This is a genomic window from Pseudoalteromonas sp. Z1A2, from assembly GCF_011378755.1.
In the GTDB taxonomy this organism is placed as follows: Bacteria; Pseudomonadota; Gammaproteobacteria; order Enterobacterales; family Alteromonadaceae; genus Pseudoalteromonas; species Pseudoalteromonas distincta.
In genome coordinates this window covers 109,869-128,364 of record NZ_WTKX01000004.1, presented here as the reverse complement: position 1 = coordinate 128,364, position 18,496 = coordinate 109,869, and the positions used below count along the sequence as shown (strand labels likewise).

The window sequence follows — 18,496 nt, the reverse complement described above, 5'->3', positions numbered from 1 at the left end:
ACTTGAGTGAGGTTTTTAAATAAAAGTCCTGTAATGTAAAAGTAAGTCTAAGTTATCTTTCTAAATCTCTCACTATATAGCCAAATAAGCTGGCCTCTCCAACAATATACACATAATCATTTTTGTTGTTCATTATTGTAGACTTATCGTCATACCACCTAAAATCATGAATCTTATTCGTTTTAGGGTCTTTGAAGTATAAACGAGTACAGCTATCTTCATACTCAGTGCCACACTCTTGTACATCGGTCAGGATGTATTCTTTATACCAATAGTCGCCTTGTGTGTAGTAAGCCCATAATTTAATAGGATCAGAGATAAAAACATAGAGTATTCCAAAGATTAATAAAGGGGATAATGGGTACATGAAAATGGATGCTAATTTTATTTTAGTATCTGAGAAATTGTATTTAAGTGATTCTCTATATTTACTGCAGCGTTTATATTTATTGAATATAAGTATATTTAAATAGATAAATAGTGCACAACAGATAATAGGGAGGGTTATAAAGAAAACAGCGTCGTATAGTTCATTTGAGATGAATGGTGGATCTGTAAAGTCCATTAAAATAGGTATAGTGATGCATAATAAAATGGGGAGTACTATTGCTACAAAGAGCAAGTTGTCGTAAATCTTTTTCAATTTTTAATTCGTCCGTGAACTATAGCCTTTGTCTAGTTTACAGAATTTTTGTTATTTTAAAAATCAGAGAAATGTATTTATAGGCATTAAGCAACCCGAACTCAGGCTAAAAAAACTATCTCAAGCCGCTATTGAATTGACGCGAAAGTTTACTTTGTTTTCACTGTAGCAGCAGCCTAAAAACAAAAAACCTTGTCACTTTCGTGGCAAGGTTTTTTTATTAAAGAGTCGTTGCTTATTTAGCTGTGAAGCTTACAGGGCGACGTTCTTTACGAGGACCGCTGCGCTTATCACCGCGTGCGCCGTCATCTTTATTAAAGCTGCGTTTCTTATCACCAGCTGGACGCTCAGAGCGTTCGCCACGTGGTTCAGCAGGACCTTGATCAGTTGTAATTGTTAAGCCCATAGGGCGTTTACAAATAAACACTTTTTGGAAGTGATCAAGTACATCTTTAGGCATGTTTTGCGGTAATTGAACCGTGCTGTGATTGTCGTGTAGACGAATATCACCAATAAACTTGCTTGAGATGTCAGCTTCGTTAGCGATAGCGCCAACAATATTTTTAACCTGAACACCATGTTCACGACCTACTTCGATACGGTACGTATCCATAGGACCTGCATCACGGCTGTTACGTTCGCGAGGTTTACGCTCAGCGCGTTCACCACCACGTTCGCCGCCACGTTCGTTACGACGTCCACGGTCACCACGATCGTTGCGTGAATTGCGGTCGTTACGCTCGTTACGTTCACGAGGTTGAATCTTAACTTCTTCAACTTTAATTGGCGATTGTTGCTGTGCTAAACACAGTAACGCACCCGCTAAGCTTTCAAGAGGAAGATCAAGTTTTTCAGCCATGTTAGTAGCTACTTCATTGAAGAACGTGATGTCTTTGTTTTCAAGCGCAATAGTTAATTTTGCTTGTAACGCTTCGATACGTTTTTCTTCAACAATTTTTGCTGTAGGTAATTCAACTTGAGCAATTTCAGACTTCGTATGACGAATGATATTTTTAAGTAAATAACGTTCGTTATGTTTTACGAATAAGATTGCTTTACCAGTACGACCAGCACGACCTGTACGGCCGATACGGTGAACGTAGGCTTCAGAATCTTGTGGGATATCGTAGTTGATAACTAAGCTTAAACGGTCAACATCAAGACCACGTGCCGCTACATCTGTTGCAATAACAATGTTTAGCATGCCACTTTTTAAGCGATCTACAGTGCGTTCACGTGCTTGCTGGTTCATGTCACCGTTAAGTGGAGCAGCAGAGAAACCTTCGCGCTCTAATAACTCAGCAAGTTGTACTGTATCGTTACGCGTACGTACGAAAACAATAGCACCTTCATATTGCTCAGCTTCTAAGAAGCGAACAATTGCTTTATTTTTATGTACGCTTGCATTCCAAAACACTTGCTCAACAGATGATACTGTAGAGTTACGCGCAGAAATATGAACCTGTTCAGGGTTATTCATATACTTGCTGCTGATGTTTTGAATTTGCTTAGGCATAGTCGCAGAGAAAAGACATGTTTGCTTTTCGCGCGGTGTTTTTTCCATGATGCTTTCTACATCATCGATAAAGCCCATACGTAACATTTCATCGGCTTCATCAAGTACAAGTGCTTGTAGAGCATCAAACTTGATAGTGCCACGGTTAATGTGATCGATTAAACGACCTGGAGTTGCAACAATAACCTGAGCGCCACGACGAAGTGCGCTTAATTGGATACTGTAGCTTTGGCCACCATAGAGTGCCAATACTTCAATACCACGAACATGTTTAGCATATTGTTCGAATGCCTCAGCAACTTGGATCGCAAGCTCACGTGTTGGTGTGAGTACAAGGATCTGTGGCTGTTTCACAGACGGGTCAATATTATTTAGTAATGGCAGTGCAAATGCTGCGGTTTTACCTGTACCCGTTTGAGCTAGTCCCAGTACGTCCTTTCTTTCTAGCAATAACGGTATACATTGAGCTTGGATTTCAGATGGTGTCTTGTAACCCAACTCTTCAACTGCCTTCAAAATTGCAGGAGAAAGATTTAGAGATTCAAACGTGACTGGTTCTGACATTAATACGCCTCAACGAATTTAAAGAGGCGCGCATTATATAGGATTCGCGAGGCAAATGCTTGTATAAATTGAAACTAATTTCTATGTGTTTGATGTTGGTCGAAATTTAACCAGTTTGATTTGGGGTTTATTAAACTGGTTAACATATTTAATACAACGCTTATTTGTACAAGCCTAGGTTTTCTTTTGCGTAAGCTTCAAATTCTGTAAATCCACCGATGTGATTTTGATCCACAAAAATTTGTGGAACGGTAGGGCAAGGTTTACCAGCTGACTTTTCAAGGTCGGCTTTACTAATGCCTTCTTTAATTATATCGATGTAGCGAAATTTAAAGTCATCACGTTCATTTGATAGTTGCTCCGCAACATCTTTTGCACGAACACAATATGGACAACCTTCACGGCCAAAAATTACAGTTAACATAGCTTTCTCCTCAATTTGATTAAAATCAGTTTAAATGATTGAAAAATTATTTAAAGCAAAAAAAATCGATTACACCATTCTAATAAAAACTATAAATCATATATTGCATATCAATATGATTTGCAAAATGCGAATGAGAAACTAAAGCGCTGTCTGTCTAATACTTAAGTATATGAATGCAAGTGTGTTTACAAGAACTAATTTGTGGCACATAACTTGATGATTAAGAGGTATACATTGGGTTAACGAGAATACTTTATGAATATTAATAGTCACGTTTTAGAAATTATCCAAGGGGTAATCGGTAAATATTGTAAAACCCAAAATCGAAATTTTTCAGTTACTTTAATTAACAAGTTGCAATGTAACTACGTTTGTTTGCAAATCCCTCTTGAGCAAATGATTGCGCAATGCGAGGAATTTCTGATTCCAGCGCTAGCATCTGTAAAGCAGAGCTTTTTACTTAACCTAGAAGCAAATATACAAGGGGTTAGCCTTCATTACCAGATTGATGATTCTGAGCAAGTAAGCACGCTGGATTTTCATGGGCTTTTAGCAACAAAAGAGTCTGTTAGTTTGGCACTTGATATTAGCCAAAATATAGACGTTCTAACTGATTGTGAGGCGTTATTTAAAAGTTGTTTAATAACATCGGATAATACCCATGAGCGCTTTGGCTTAAATTTTAAATTATTCAATAGCACTTTTAAGGAAACGGTACAGATTGAGGATTTACGTCACCTTAGTGGTGATGCGCTAACTGATAAACTAAATGGTGACAGCATAAATAGACACATAAAGTTATGCACTATTAGCGACATTAGTGAGTTGAGCCAAGAGAACAAACTATCTAAAAAAATATTAGGTTGGCCATTTTTTGATACTGACCTAATTACCATTTTAACAACATTTCATACGCAAACACGTTTATCTGTATTAGTGGCGGATGATAGCTTACCAAGTCAAATTGCAACAAAAGTGATGCTCGAAATGCTGGGCTGCTTAGTAACATGTGCAGAAAATGGCGCTAGTGCCTTAACGCTTGCTCAAAATGAACCATTTGATTTACTGCTCTTAGATGAGCGCATGCCAGGAATGTTTGGCAGTGACGTAGCACAGCAATTGGTGCGTCAAAATACCCCTAATAATGATACACCCAAAGTTATTTTAACTGGGCTAACAGGGGATGAGCAGATAGCTGAGTTATTTGAAAAAGGTATTACGCACTATTTACAAAAACCAGTGACCAAAGCAGTGCTTGAAAAGTTTATTAAACCTTGGCAATTAGCGTCTTAAATTGGTTAATAAGGTGGCAATGATGCATGACTTTTCTAAAACAGCGCTTATTTTGATTGGTTTTCAAAATGATTACTTTTCACCAAAAGGTATTTTGTATGACGTAGTTGAAGAGTCGTCAAGAATTACTGGCGTGGTAGAAAATACACTCTCTTTATTGACCGCCTGTGCAGAGCATTTTGCGCTAGTTGTTAATACACCCATTCATTTTACACAAAACTACAGTGAGCTTAAAAATCCGATTGGCATATTAAAAGCTATTGCAGATGTGGGCGCATTTAAAGCAGGTTCGTACGGCGCTCAAACCATTGAGCAGCTAGATTTTTTTAGCAATGTTATAGAAGTGGTGCCTGGGAAAAGAGGTTTAAATGCTTTTACACATACTGCTCTAGCGCAAAAGCTCAAAGAACATGGTGTCACTAATGTAATTTTAGCCGGTACGGTGACTTCTATTTGTATTGACTCAACTGCGCGAACGGCTGTTGAACTTGGTTTTAACGTCACTATTTTAAGTGACTGTACATCGAGTCGCACTCCTTTTGAACAAACTTTTTACTGTGAAGAGGTTTTTCCTCTTTATGCGCGAGTTTGTGATAGTAAAACTTTTATTAAGCATTGGAGAGAGCATGGATAACAACGATGAACTACAAGTGCAAATCCAATATGCATTGGTCGAAAAGCTCTCCAATAGTAATCGACGTCAAGCAAAGCTATTAGCTATTTTAGATGAATGTATTTTTGAGTGTGATAAACATTTAAATCTTACCTATATTAACGAAGCATGGGAGAAGAAACTAGGTTACTCAAGCGATTCATTAATTGGTTCTAATATTACTAAGTTAATGAATTGCGATGATATTATGCATTTTGTTGCATACAGTTGTTGTTTGCTTGAAGGAAAGCAGACTCCTAGTGTAGAAATACAAATAAAAAATAGTCACGGACTCTTAAACTGGTTTGAGTTGAGGCTAGTTTATGATGAAAAAAGCGGTTTTATAGGTTCACTCTATGACATTCAACGTCATAAAGACTCACAACTTTTGCTTACACAACAGCAAAAATATGTAAAACGCTTATCGCTTGTTGCGAGCCATACAAATAACTTAGTGATAATTACAGATAAATTTGGCGTAATTGAGTGGGTTAACAATAGTTTTGAAGTACTTACAGGTTACACCTGTGATGAGGTTATAGGCACCAGTCCTGGTCATTTACTGCAAGGGCCAAAAACATGTGAAAAAAGCCGTAAGGTCATGTCTCATGCCGTAAAAAATGGACTTCCTTTTCAAGTTGAAACTACAAATTACGATAAAAACGGTAATATTTATTGGGTTGCTATTGATGCAAACCCAGTGCGAGATGATGAAGGCCAAGTAAAGCACTTTATCGCTATAGAAACTAATATTACGCAGCGAGTTAAAGCCGAACAAGCAATGGCAGAGATAGAATATAATTATCACTCTGTCGTTGATAATATCCCTGATATTGTTTTACGCCTTGATACATTTGGCAATCTATTATTTATAAATCAAGCATGGCAGCGAGTTCTACACAGCAAGGTAGATGAGAGCCTTGGCTTACCTATAATTAAGTTTATAGCAAAAGAAGATGTAGAAAAAATTAGTAGCACTTTACTTGATTATAAACAAGGTAAGCGTGACATTCGTCGCTTTGATATACGTTTAATTAATGCACAAGGTATAAATAACTGGGTCGAAATTACACTTACTCCAATTGTTGGTGGCTACGAAAGTGATTTATCATCAATTGCTGCGACACTTGTGGATATACAAGAGCGTATTGAAAGCGAGCAAATATTACTTGAAGCTAAACATCAGGCAGAAACCCTAGCGGAGTCAAAAAGCCGATTCATGGCAAATATTAGCCATGAAATTCGCACGCCATTAAATGCTGTGATTGGATCTGCAGATATTTTGCATCATACCGGTTTAACTTCTGAACAAATGCGCTATACACAAATGATTAAAACAAGTTCTGACGCGCTATTAAGTGTATTGGACGATGTATTAACGTACTCACGTTTTGAAGCACAAGCCATAACACTCAATAATCAGCCATTTAGTATTGATACGTGTATTGAAGAAGCAATAGATATAATTTCCCAAAGTGCTTTACAAAAAGGGCTTGAGGTTATTTTTGATTTTTATCCTGATGTACCAGCTCAAGTAATTGGTGATCATGCCCGTATAAGACAAATAGTCATAAATTTATTAGCCAATGCGATTAAGTTCACTCAACATGGTGTAATAACGGTTACTGTTAAGTGCACTCATATTGAAGGTAATAATTTAAACCTTTATATATCTGTAAAAGACACGGGTATGGGAATTGCAAAAAATAAAATTGACAGTATGTTTATGCCTTTTATTCAATCCGATAATTCAATTACTCGAAAGCATGGTGGCAGTGGCTTAGGGCTTGCGATATGTAGGCAAATTTGTGATGTGGTAGGTGGAGATATTTCGGTTAGTTCTGAGTTTAATAAAGGAAGCGAGTTTATAGTTAATTACCCGCTGCAAATAGACACAACTGACTCAATTTTAAGAGAAGGGTTTGCAGCACGAAGTAAAAAGCCAAAAGTATGGATAGTAGGAAGTCACGAAATTCTAAAAACAGCCTTGGAGCATACGCTCACTCGGTTTTCTATCACTTTTGAACACTACGAAGTATGCCCAGATATACCCAAGTACGATAGTTTTCCTGATGCAATTGTACTAACTGATCCTCAAATGTTAGCCCAAACACGCGAGCGTATAAATACATACAACTCCCTTAATTCACCGTGTTTACTCATCCTAGATTTGCTAGGTAAAAGCTTATTACCGCAAAATATTAACGACAGAGAGCTTAGGTTAAATGGCCCTTATAAAGTATCCCATGTACTACGGGCAATTAGTTTATTAGAAGAGCAGTTGTTTCATTTGGATATTATATTTACCAATCGTGAGCAAAAAGAAACTTTAGAAAGCCCCTTAGGGTTAACTCAGTTAAGCGGAACCAAGGTATTAGTTGCTGAAGATAATACGAATAATCAAATTGTAATTCGGCAGTTTTTAGAACAAAAAGGTTGCCGTGTACATATTGTTAGTGATGGTCAAGAGGCAATAATAAAGGCGCAAAACGATGAAATTGATATTATTTTTATGGATATCCAAATGCCAATACTCGATGGGATTTCTGCAACTAAAGCAATCAGAAAGTTAGGTATAACCACCCCCATAATAGCACTCACTGCAAATGCGATTCATGGTGATAAAGAGCGATTTATAGACGCGGGGATGAATGACTATTTAGCTAAGCCAATTGTAAGTGAGACACTTTATTTATTACTTGATAAATATGCCCCAGAGCAGGTTATTGAATCTAAACATTTAAAGCTCTCTCGTTTAGCGCAAGTGTGGGAAAAGCTGAGTTGAGCAATGAAGGCTAGGGTTTGTTAAACGTTTAGGGTTAAGTTTGTAGCAGTGTGTTTGGTATATAGGCAAAGTTGAGCCTATGCAGTGTGGTTATTTTCCATAAATGGGCGATAACGTAGCATTAATGCCAAACAGGCGCTGCCCAAAGGTTTCTTCCTAAGGGCTATTTACTCTTTGTTGCCAACATGGATGTAGGTAAGGGGCGTGAGCAGAACGCGGAAGCTTTGCTCGGTCTTACATCGATGTAAGTCAGTAGGGTAACGCAGGAGCAGTTACCGATCCCGCTAGGTTATAGACCTCGCGCCGCGATTAAACCGCCTGTAGTTTGAACGAATTTTAATCCGCAAAGATCAACAGACAATATAAAAAGTGGGTTTGTGTTGCATAAAACTTGATAAACGGAGAAATTAACCTAGTATTTTAGGGGTAAGTTAAATTTATTTTTTAGTAATTAATGAGTGTTTTTAGTGTGTTTTTTTTAATTTGATTCGCAAATTGCAATTCAAAATAAAAATAAAATGTTATGAACTTTATTTAAATACTCAATCATACCTTTAATTTATTTTAACGACATGATTTTGTAAGGTTTTTACTTTTTTGTAAAGTTGTTATCTGGTTGGCACGACTTTCGCAATATATTAAATATCAAATCAAGACGAATTTAGTTAAATTTTTAAGGGGTGCAATATGCAAACAAACACAAAAGCCAAACAAAAGCCTAAAGGTAACAATTGGGTACTAACACCTGAAATTATGGTTTTGTCAATTTTGCTTGTTGCCACTTTAGTAATAGGTATAACAGTTTTACGAGGTAGCGATTCGATTGAACCGCTGGCAGATATTCAGCCAATTACTTTTACACAAGCTGATGTTGAAAACGCTCAGTTGATGAGTAATACGTTTGACTCGCAAAATACCAACTATGCACAACATGTAACTTCTTCTAAAAACGAAAATAACGACATTCTTTCAAACTAGAGACTTTTGCGCAGGTAACTATTTATAGTTGCCTGCGTTTTTTTATGTTCCTACCACCAATTTAATTTTTTATCCCTCCCCATAAAATTATTTATTTTCTCTTAAATTTAGATGGTGCTTAACCTAAACAGGGTTTTATCAAAGCTTTCTCTTTTCTCATATACAATTGCTAATATTAGCTTTGGTCAATATCTATTAACTGGCTTATCTGTGTTTTATAAGCTCGATTAAGCGCTCACATTGCCAATGTAGCTGCATTGCAAACTGAATTGCAAAATGCGAATGAAATGGGAGAAGTAAATCCATTTAATATTCTAATTTAACTACCTGAATATATTGGTTTTTATTTCTGTTTTTTTGTATTTAAAATGGCCTGTAAATTGCTCTTTAATATAATAAGTCACTAAGAGTGAAACCGGAGCAAAATCATGAGTGCGTTTAAATACCTAGAATCGGAAAAACCAGTCAATCTAGCAAGATGGCATGAGTTAGAGAGGATCATGTCTGATTCAATGCAAAATAATTATTTTAAAATGGTTTATCAACCGCTTGTATCATTGGGATCTGGAAAGCTGGTCGGCTTTGAGTCGCTAGTAAGGTGCCAATCACCGCGCTTTGGCATTGTTGGCCCTGATGAGTTTATCCCTCATGTAGAGCAATCGGGAATGATTTTAGAATTAGGTGACTGGATTTTTGAGCAATGTTTGTCTGATTTAAAACATATGCGGCAGTTTGGTATGACAGATATTGCTGTTTCATTAAATATTTCACCGGTACAAATCTTAGATGGTGATGTGTTTGCAAAAGTAATGTCTTTGCTAGAAAAGCACCAAATACCACCACAGGCTATTAAAGTCGAATTAACGGAAACAGCGCTCATTCATAGTCCTGATAAAATAGCTAAGGCGTTTGAAAACTTCCATAAAGAAGGCGTAAAGGTGTGGATTGATGATTTTGGCACTGGGTATGCCTCTTTAGGTTTACTTCGTCAATTTGATATTGATGGTTTAAAAATTGATCGCAGTTTTGTAAGTGGTATTGCAACTAATAATGAAGACTTTACGTTATGTAGCGCAATTATTGCGATGGCTCAACGATTGGGTTTACAAACGGTAGCAGAAGGTATTGAAGAGAATGAGCAATTACAAATATTAGAACAACTTGGTTGCGATATAGCTCAGGGGTACCTGCTAGATAAGCCGCAAACGTTAACTAAAAGTATTGATACTTGGGCTTTGTAAATGTTTATATTCATTTTGATTTGCAAAATGCAAAAAACAAATTACTCTTAAACTACAACTCTTACATATTATTAGTGTACGAAGTTTTAACTTACACAAAGGTTATCTATGCCCATATCAGAGCAGTTTGTCGATAAAAGTATTACCGAGCTAAATGTATTAACTCAACTCGAAAAGGATGTTTGGACAACTGTGTTAGCTCGTTTAATTAAATTATTTATTGATGAATTAGTTACTATGGCTAACCAATTAGATACGGCAATTAGTAGTGAAGATACTATAAAAATTAAAGAAGTAATGCATGTCTTAAAAAATTCAGCAGCTTTATATGGTGCATCTGCTTTAGCTGCGTTAGCAACACAATTACACGATTCGCCACCGTCAACTACACAAGAAAACTTGCACGCAGCGCTTGTTATTAAACACAACTTGGATAAAACCCGAGATGCGTATCAAATAATGAGTAATAGTATAGCTATCTAGGAGAAAGCCGTGTCAGATATAATCGATAAAGGTCTTGTTTATATAGTTGAAGATAGCATTGCCAGTGGTGCTTTATATGCAAGTCAGCTTGAACAGGCTGGTTTCCAATGCAAACACTTTACAGATGGGTACTCTGCTTTAGTAGGTATTAAAGAAAAAATGCCAGCGGTCATAGTACAAGACGTATGCTTGCCAGATATAAGTGGGCTTGAGGTATTACAATTTGTAAATAAGCAGAAAAATCCTGCTAATGTAGTCATGATCACCTCAAACAGCTCTATTGATATTGCAGTGGAAGCAATGCGTTTAGGCGGTTTTGATTTTTTAGAAAAACCTTTCACAAGTCAACGACTCATTAGTTCAGTAGAAAGTGCCTTGACGCCAAAAGAGCAAGTTAAAGTTCAACCATTGGTTAAAAACAGAGATAAAAATCAAGATTTTGTTGGTGAATCACTGGCAATGAAAACCGTTTTTAGATTACTTGATAGTGCAGCTAGAAGTAAAGCGTGTGTATTTATCACAGGTGAAAGTGGAACCGGTAAAGAAGTTTGCGCACAAACCCTTCATGATACAAGCCCGAGAAATACAGGACCATTTATTGCCATAAACTGTGCAGCTATCCCTGCTGAGCTATTTGAATCAGAATTTTTTGGTCATGTTAAAGGTGCGTTTAGTGGGGCATTAAGCGATCGAAAAGGGGCTGTTGAAGTGGCCAACGGCGGTACCTTATTTTTAGATGAATTATGTGAAATGGAACTTAACTTACAAGCAAAGTTATTACGCTTTTTACAAACAGGCATTTTTAGTAAGGTGGGTAGTAGTGAAGTATTACACAGCGATGTTCGTTTAGTCTGTGCAACAAACAGAAACCCTATCATAGAGGTTGCAGAAGGGCGTTTTAGAGAAGATTTATATTACCGTTTAAATGTTATCCCCGTAAAGCTCCCCCCTTTAAGAGAACGCGGAGGCGATATATTACTGCTTGCTGAGTATATTTTGAAACAAAAAAGCGATAATAATGCAAAGCATTTTACTGGTTTTTCTGATGAAGTTAAGGCGCTTTTTTGTAATTACGATTGGCCAGGAAATATTCGCGAACTACAAAATGTAATTGAAAACACCGTTGTTATTAATGATGGCGATGTAATTGAAAAAGACATGCTACCAAGCTCATTTGGATTAGGGGCTGTGAAGCACTCGATATCCGCTAAGTCAGTTCACAATACAAACGAGCAGAGTGTTCAATTATCGCCTATGTCTGTTCACGATATAGAACCTTTGTGGCAAGTTGAAAAAAGGGCGATTGAAAATGCAATTAAAAGTTGTGAAGACAATATTCCTCTTGCTGCTGCTTATCTAGGGGTTAGTGCATCTACTATTTATAGAAAAATAAAGGGATGGTCTTAAAGTTATAATCGATTTTTAATTACACTTTTCAGGTTGAATTAATAAAAGTTACCCTAAGCTCTATGGGTAAGAGCAAATTAATTTTTAATCTGAAACAGTAAAAGGAGATCGCAATGAGTAACACTAGTTTAAAACCTGCGGATATTATGCCATCACTAGTAGTGAGAGATGTTGATGAGAATAAGGTAGATTTAGTTGATAGAGTAAGTGACTCTCCCTGGAAAATGATTGTTGTTTATCGAGGCCAGCACTGCCCTAAATGTACTGCGCAACTTAACGAGCTTGCTAAAGTTCATAAAGACTTTAAAGATGCTGGTGTTGAAGTGGTTGCAGTAAGTGGTGATAGCCATGAGCAGCTTAATAAACATCTTGAAAAAATAGATATTAACTTCCCAATTTACTATGGTTTAACAATCGAACAAATGACCGATTTAGGGCTACATATTAGCGAGCCTCGCAGTGATGCAGAAACTGATCATCCATTTGCTGAGCCAGGCATTTTTGTACTTAATGAAAAAAATCAGCTTCAAATGGTCGATATATCAAACAGCCCATTTGTTCGTCCTGATTTAGAGCAACTGCTAGGTGGAATTAAGTTTTCTAGAGAAAACGACTATCCAATCCGAGGCACATTTATTAAATAACATTCATTTTCATGGTTTCAAAAGGCACTTTTTAGTGCTTTTTTTATTTATTTTTAATTTTTTTAAATTAATCTCTTGAAAACAATTTTACCGTCCATATATAGTTAAGTAGGACGCCTGATGGGTCCTTAATTAAACTTAAACAATTGAAATTTATACTATTAATTAAACTTTGCTTGAGCTTGTTCAATAGAAGAGCACATGCAAAATATCGCTTAAATATGAGGATATTATTATGCGTACAGTAGACTTATCACCACTTTATCGTTCATTTATCGGCTTCGAACATTTAGCATCACTTATGGATGCGGCAGCTAATACAGATAAGCAGCCAAGTTTTCCTCCTTACAACATAGAAGCACTCGATAAAGACAAATACAGAATCACTATGGCCGTTGCCGGTTTTAGCGATAACGAATTAACTATTGAGTCAGAAAATAACACATTAAAAGTTACAGGTACTAAAGCAAATAAAGATGAAAACGCAGAGCGTAAATTTATTCATCAAGGTATTGCTGAGCGTAACTTTGAACGTAAATTCCAGTTAGGAGATCATGTAAAAGTACTTGGCGCAGATTTAGCCAATGGCTTACTAAGTATTGACTTAGAACGTGAAATCCCTGAAGCGCTAAAACCACGTAAAATTGAAATTGGTAATAGCAATCTAATAGAAGGTAAATAATCTTCTAAAGTACATATTCCCCTGATTACTTAGCCGCCTCATTCGAGGCGGCTTTTTTGTTTACAGCGCTTCTAAATTATTAAGGTAGTAGGTTGCTTGTTGCAGCGTTTGTTCTTGGAGTGTTTTTTCTTGTTTATCCCAGTTTTTATATACCATACCAATACGTGGGTTCTTTTCTAGCCTGTCTCTGTGTTTATTCATGAAATGCCAGTACAGGCTATTTAGCGGGCAAGCTTTATCACCTACTTTTTGTTTAACATCGTACTGACAGCTTTTGCAGTAATCGCTCATCTTATTAATGTAGTTACCGCTTGCAGCATAAGGTTTAGTCGCAATTATTCCATCATCGGCAAACTGGCTCATTCCTCGGGTGTTGGGCATCTCTACCCACTCTATGGCATCAATATAAACACCTAGGTACCAGTTATCTACGTTATCAGGGTTTATTCCTGTAAGCATGCAAAAGTTTCCAATAACCATTAGGCGTTGAATATGGTGGGCATAAGCGGTTTCAAGGCTTTGTTTTAATGAGTGGCTTAGGCAATTCATTTTTGTTGAGCTGTTCCAAAAATAAGATGGTAGTGTGTTTTTGGCTTGTAATTGATTTTTAACAGCGTAGTCGGGCATGTTAATCCAATAAATGGCACGTACATGTTCTCTCCAACCTAATATTTGCCTAGTAAAGCCCTCTACTTGCGAGAGGGATATTTCACTTGGTCTTTGTTCGTATTCTCTTATTACACGTTTGATTACATATAACGGGTGGAGTATTTTTGCGTTTAGGGCAAACGATAATCGGCTATGGTACAAGCTGGTATTATTTTTACTTTGATCTGTCATCGCATCTTGAAAGTGACCAAAGCAACTAAGTAAATGCTCGCAAAAGTATTCGAGAGATTCAATGGCTTGTTTACGCGTTGTTGGCCACTCTAGTTTCTGATCGGCTATTTCGCCAAAGTAAACGATCTTGTGCTTATTTAAGCGAGAAATGATGTTCTTAACATCATTATTGAATAGCTTAGGTTTTGGTATACACGCTAAGTCAGCTTTGGAAAATTTATTACGATTATTACTGTCAAAATTCCATTTGCCACCGGTTGGCTTAGTATCATCAATTAATATATTAAACTGCTTACGCATAGCACGATAGAAGTGCTCCATTGTCACATGCTTGTTTTTTGTAAAGCGTGTTTTTATATCGGTGAACGGTAATAAAAAATGTTCAGTATCTGTGGCAATTACATCAAATGAGCCATCACTTTTAAACTTAGCTAATTGAGACTTAAGCCTAAACTCATCAGGATATTGATATTCAATAGTTTCGCATTGGTATTTATCAGCAATTCGCTTGAGTAATTCAATTAAATCTTTGTCGTCAGCTGTATCGTCAAGTGTTAAATGCAAAACATTAAATCCTGCCGTTTTTAATGCAGTTGCAAAGTTTTCCATAGCATTAAAAAAAGCACACAGTTTTTGAATGTGATGCTTAACGTAGTTGGTTTCTTGTTTTAATTCTGCGATGAGATAAAGCGTGTCGTCGTCTTTTTGTTTATACCATGAATGAGATAGGTTTAGCTGATCGCCTAATATTAATCTAAGTGTTTTATGATAGGTCATAGTAAAGCCAAATTTTCTTATACGGACATAGTTAATTAAACGATCGTTTTAATATTTTATAACAAGCAAATAGGAGTAATTAAGTGCATAACGACAATAGTTTGCTGTTTTTAATGCTGGGGATTAGTTGTTTCTTGAGTTTAATAATGGATTAGTAAAACGAATAGAAGCGTTAAATAACACAATACATTGTGCTGTTAGCAATAGGGCAAAAAAGTTTAACCGCATATCAAGGCGTTTTTGACCATGGTGTTAAAATGAGCATAATTAAGGGGAGATTAAGTAAATTAAGTCTCCCCCCAATTGAATATCTAAATTTTATTACTTTGCTTTTGCTGCATTCTTTGTTGTAACGAAACCACGTTGGTAACGTTGAAAAGAACATTGCTTGCAAAGCTTTCAAAGTACCTAAGCGCTTTTTTCCAAGCGAGTTGACTCTCAGTAGTAAAATGCTTACCAAGGTGCTCTTCAAGGGTTTCGTAAAAAGCGTTAGATAAAAGGGCAATGTCACTGTGTGAAGCGCCGCTTTTTTTTAGATACATTAAATGGTGAGCTAAAAAAGGAGCTACCGATGCTGGTTTATCTAAATGTTTAACAATTCGTTCTAACACGCAAAAGAGGGTAAAGCTCTTTTCGTTAAACTGTAAGGCCGTCGGGTAATTCATCTCAATACTAGATTGGGCTAATTTACTATGAAACTTAGCCGTAAACGCATGAAAGTTAGGCTTAATAATTGTTAAGTTATTTAATAATGCTGATTGTTGTTGATTCATTTTTATCTCGTTGCAGTGAGTAATAACTATTATTATCAAGTAGGAATAATGTTGATTATAGCGGGCAGTTCAAATTCTGCACGTTTTTTTAGTGTGAAAGTATGGCTTTTTGTTATATCTATTTACTTTCTGGTAATTAGTGAGCCTTTAAAACGTATTTTAAGAGTTATTAAACTTCAGTTTATCTGATTTTTATCCTGAAATAATAAGCTACTACATTTTATGGCTCAAGTATGGGGATTTTATAAAGTTGGCTGATTACTTATGTTACTTACATATACATTAAATTAGCATCTTGACGAATTGCAAATTTTATAAACTAATTGCGTATTATAGTTGCTAATTATCCTGTACATCCTTATAATAGCGGCCATTGTTTAGTGTGTTGTATAACAGCTAACAGCGATATTAAATTTAAGGTTTGATATCTATTGGCGCGGGATGGAGCAGTCTGGTAGCTCGTCGGGCTCATAACCCGAAGGTCGTCGGTTCAAATCCGGCTCCCGCAACCAATTCTACTAGTAGGTATTACCTTACTAATTTATATCGCGCATTCTAAGTAATGCGCGTTTTGCGTTTTAGGCTATGTAGTTTAATTAGGTCAGTTTACTGACTCGCAACCAAGCTTGGCCCTCGGCCACACAGTTTTATGCTTTATTGGTGTGACGCCCCGCTTGGTTCGGGGCGTTGTTGTATCTGCACCTTACGATTTGTGGCAATTGCTATCAAATTAAAATTTAAACTCAGTATTTTAGGGCTATAAGCCCTTTTTTTGTTTGTATGGAGGATTTTCGTGACAAAACTTGAACAAGATTTAGTAACCATGTTAACGCCTGCGGTAGAAATGTTAGGCTTTGAGTTGCATGGTCTTGAATTTGTACAAGCGGGTCGCCATTCTACCTTAAGAGTATATATTGCTCATGAGGATGGGATCTCAGTTGATAACTGTGCGGATGCCAGTCGCCAAATTAGTGCGATTTTAGACGTCGAAGACCCAATTACAAATGAATATGATTTGGAAGTATCGTCTCCTGGTGTTGATCGTCTATTATTCAAACAAGATCACTACGAGCAGGCGCAAGGAGAGGAAGTACGCGTGCGTACTAAACTTCCACAGGATGGTCGTCGTAATTTTAAAGGCGACTTAGTAGCAGTTAGCAGCGATATGATCACACTATCTAACGATGGTGCGGAGCATCTGATCATGCTTAGTAACATCGAACGTGCGAATTTAATCGCGAAGTTTTAAATTCGAGTGCGAAGGAATAGGGCAAGCGAGGCATTACCCATGGCAAAAGAGATATTATTGGTTGCTGAAGCCGTTTCCAATGAGAAAGCGGTTCCAAAAGAAAAGATTTTTGAAGCTCTAGAGTTCGCTCTAGCGACGGCGACAAAGAAAAAACACGATGGCGAAATTGAAGTACGTGTAGCAATTGACCGTAAAACCGGTGATTACGATACGTTCCGTCGCTGGCAAATTGCCGCTGTATTAGAAGATGGTTCATTAGAGAACCCATACAGCGAAATCACTCTAGAAGCAGCACAGGTTGAAGAACCTGATTTGCAAATGGGTGATTATGTTGAAGAGCAAATCGACTCAATCAAATTTGACCGTATTACAACACAAATGGCTAAGCAAGTTATCGTACAAAAAGTACGTGAAGCTGAGCGCGCTTTAGTTGTTGAAGCATACAAAGATCAAGAAGGCGAGCTGGTAACGGGTGTTGTTAAAAAAGCAACTCGCGATGCAATCGTACTTGATTTAGGTAACAACGCAGAAGCGGTAATTTACCGTGATGACATGTTGCCACGTGAAAACTTCCGCCCGGGTGATCGAATCCGTGGTCTTTTATATGAAGTTAAACCTGAAGCACGCGGTGCACAATTATTTGTAACGCGCTCTAAACCTGAAATGCTAATGGAATTATTCCGCATTGAGGTGCCAGAAATTGGCGAAGAGATGATTGAGTTACGTGCAGCTGCACGTGATCCAGGTTCACGCGCTAAAATTGCTGTTAAATCTAACGACAAACGCATTGATCCAATTGGTGCATGTGTTGGTATGCGTGGCGCACGAGTTCAAGCTGTATCGTCTGAGCTTGGTGGTGAGCGTGTTGATATCGTACTTTACGATGACAACCCAGCACAATTTGTTATCAATGCAATGGCGCCAGCAGAAGTTGCTTCAATCGTAATGGATGAAGACACTCACTCAATGGATATCGCTGTAGAAGCCGATAACCTAGCACAAGCAATTGGTCGTAATGGTCAGAATGTTCGTTTAGCAAGCCAATTAACTGGCTGGGAACTGAACGTAATGACTGTTGAAGACATGCGTACTAAAAATGAAGCTGAATCTGATAAGTTACTTAACTTATTCACTGAAAATTTAGATATAGATGATGAGTTTGCATCATTACTTATTAACGAAGGTTTCTCGACACTTGAAGAAGTGGCGTATGTACCTGCGTCTGAATTTTTAGAAATTGATGGTCTTGATGAAGAGACTGTAGATTTATTGCGTTCACGCGCAAAAGATGCATTGACAACTAAAGCACTTAAAACGGAAGAAAGCTTAGATGGCGCAGAGCCTGCTGAAGACTTACTTGCGCTTGAAGGCTTAGAGCGTCACTTAGCATTTGTTATGGCAAGCAAAGGTGTTGTTACACTTGAAGACTTGGCAGAGCAAGGTATTGACGAATTAGTTGATATCACAGAACTTTCATCTGAAAAAGCGGGTGAACTGATTATGGCTGCACGAAACATTTGTTGGTTTGCAGACGAGTAATTT

16 protein-coding genes and 1 tRNA gene are annotated in these 18,496 nt (G+C 37.2%); 12 read left to right on the top strand and 5 right to left on the bottom strand.

Annotation, left to right across the window (positions count from 1 at the left end; all coding sequences use genetic code 11):
• Positions 1–52: 52 nt before the first annotated feature.
• The 3 genes from GQR47_RS20455 to GQR47_RS04960 all read right to left on the bottom strand — a co-directional run bounded on the left by GQR47_RS20455 (position 53) and on the right by GQR47_RS04960 (position 3,147).
• Positions 53–367: a hypothetical protein gene (locus GQR47_RS20455; protein ID WP_240915864.1), complete on the bottom strand. Its 315-nt coding sequence runs from the start codon at positions 365–367 to the stop codon at positions 53–55.
• Positions 368–878: 511 nt separating this feature from the next.
• Positions 879–2,723, bottom strand: a complete 1,845-nt coding sequence (locus tag GQR47_RS04965; protein WP_024606656.1) for a DEAD/DEAH box helicase — start codon at positions 2,721–2,723, stop codon at positions 879–881.
• A 160-nt stretch (positions 2,724–2,883) separates the two neighbouring features.
• Entirely contained in the window at positions 2,884–3,147 is a 264-nt protein-coding gene (locus GQR47_RS04960) for a GrxA family glutaredoxin (RefSeq protein ID WP_024595981.1), read from the bottom strand.
• A 258-nt stretch (positions 3,148–3,405) separates the two neighbouring features.
• Here GQR47_RS04960 and GQR47_RS04955 point away from each other — a divergent pair, with 258 nt between their 5' ends.
• The 9 genes from GQR47_RS04955 to GQR47_RS04915 all read left to right on the top strand — a co-directional run bounded on the left by GQR47_RS04955 (position 3,406) and on the right by GQR47_RS04915 (position 13,315).
• Positions 3,406–4,443, top strand: coding sequence for a response regulator (locus tag GQR47_RS04955; RefSeq protein ID WP_024595980.1), 1,038 nt, complete (start codon positions 3,406–3,408; stop codon positions 4,441–4,443).
• 19 nt (positions 4,444–4,462) lie between these two features.
• On the top strand, positions 4,463–5,077 hold the full coding sequence (locus tag GQR47_RS04950) for an isochorismatase family cysteine hydrolase (protein ID WP_240915863.1): 615 nt from the start codon (positions 4,463–4,465) through the stop codon (positions 5,075–5,077).
• Complete coding sequence (locus GQR47_RS04945; RefSeq protein WP_024595978.1) at positions 5,070–7,880, top strand: PAS domain-containing hybrid sensor histidine kinase/response regulator; 2,811 nt, start codon at positions 5,070–5,072, stop codon at positions 7,878–7,880. The genes GQR47_RS04950 and GQR47_RS04945 overlap by 8 nt, the downstream gene beginning before the upstream one ends.
• 687 nt (positions 7,881–8,567) lie before the next feature.
• On the top strand, positions 8,568–8,858 hold the full coding sequence (locus GQR47_RS04940) for a hypothetical protein (RefSeq protein WP_024595977.1): 291 nt from the start codon (positions 8,568–8,570) through the stop codon (positions 8,856–8,858).
• Positions 8,859–9,358: 500 nt separating this feature from the next.
• The gene (locus GQR47_RS04935; protein ID WP_024595976.1) at positions 9,359–10,099 is read left to right on the top strand and encodes an EAL domain-containing protein; all 741 of its coding nucleotides are present in this window, start codon (positions 9,359–9,361) and stop codon (positions 10,097–10,099) included.
• Positions 10,100–10,207: 108 nt separating this feature from the next.
• Positions 10,208–10,582 carry an Hpt domain-containing protein gene (locus GQR47_RS04930; protein WP_024595975.1) on the top strand — a complete coding sequence of 125 codons (375 nt, stop codon included), beginning with the start codon at positions 10,208–10,210 and terminating at the stop codon, positions 10,580–10,582.
• A gap of 9 nt (positions 10,583–10,591) precedes the next feature.
• Positions 10,592–11,989, top strand: coding sequence for a sigma-54 dependent transcriptional regulator (locus GQR47_RS04925; protein ID WP_084324654.1), 1,398 nt, complete (start codon positions 10,592–10,594; stop codon positions 11,987–11,989).
• A gap of 113 nt (positions 11,990–12,102) precedes the next feature.
• A complete protein-coding gene (locus GQR47_RS04920; protein ID WP_024595973.1) occupies positions 12,103–12,633 on the top strand; it encodes a peroxiredoxin-like family protein in 531 nt (176 codons plus the stop codon).
• A gap of 235 nt (positions 12,634–12,868) precedes the next feature.
• Positions 12,869–13,315, top strand: coding sequence for an Hsp20 family protein (locus GQR47_RS04915; RefSeq protein ID WP_024595972.1), 447 nt, complete (start codon positions 12,869–12,871; stop codon positions 13,313–13,315).
• A gap of 60 nt (positions 13,316–13,375) precedes the next feature.
• Here GQR47_RS04915 and GQR47_RS04910 read toward each other — a convergent pair whose 3' ends face one another.
• Together GQR47_RS04910 and GQR47_RS04905 are read right to left on the bottom strand one after the other, a co-directional pair.
• Complete coding sequence (locus GQR47_RS04910) at positions 13,376–14,932, bottom strand: cryptochrome/photolyase family protein (protein ID WP_024595971.1); 1,557 nt, start codon at positions 14,930–14,932, stop codon at positions 13,376–13,378.
• Positions 14,933–15,243: 311 nt separating this feature from the next.
• A complete protein-coding gene (locus tag GQR47_RS04905; protein WP_002958480.1) occupies positions 15,244–15,705 on the bottom strand; it encodes a globin domain-containing protein in 462 nt (153 codons plus the stop codon).
• A gap of 435 nt (positions 15,706–16,140) precedes the next feature.
• Between GQR47_RS04905 and GQR47_RS04900 the strand changes: the two genes are divergently transcribed.
• The 3 genes from GQR47_RS04900 (at position 16,141) to nusA (ending at position 18,493) form a co-directional block, all read left to right on the top strand.
• Positions 16,141–16,217: transfer RNA gene (locus tag GQR47_RS04900), tRNA-Met, on the top strand.
• Between the two features lie 281 nt (positions 16,218–16,498).
• Positions 16,499–16,954, top strand: a complete 456-nt coding sequence (gene rimP / locus GQR47_RS04895; protein ID WP_024595970.1) for a ribosome maturation factor RimP — start codon at positions 16,499–16,501, stop codon at positions 16,952–16,954.
• Positions 16,955–16,993: 39 nt separating this feature from the next.
• Complete coding sequence (gene nusA / locus GQR47_RS04890; RefSeq protein ID WP_002958483.1) at positions 16,994–18,493, top strand: transcription termination factor NusA; 1,500 nt, start codon at positions 16,994–16,996, stop codon at positions 18,491–18,493.
• Positions 18,494–18,496: the final 3 nt, after the last annotated feature.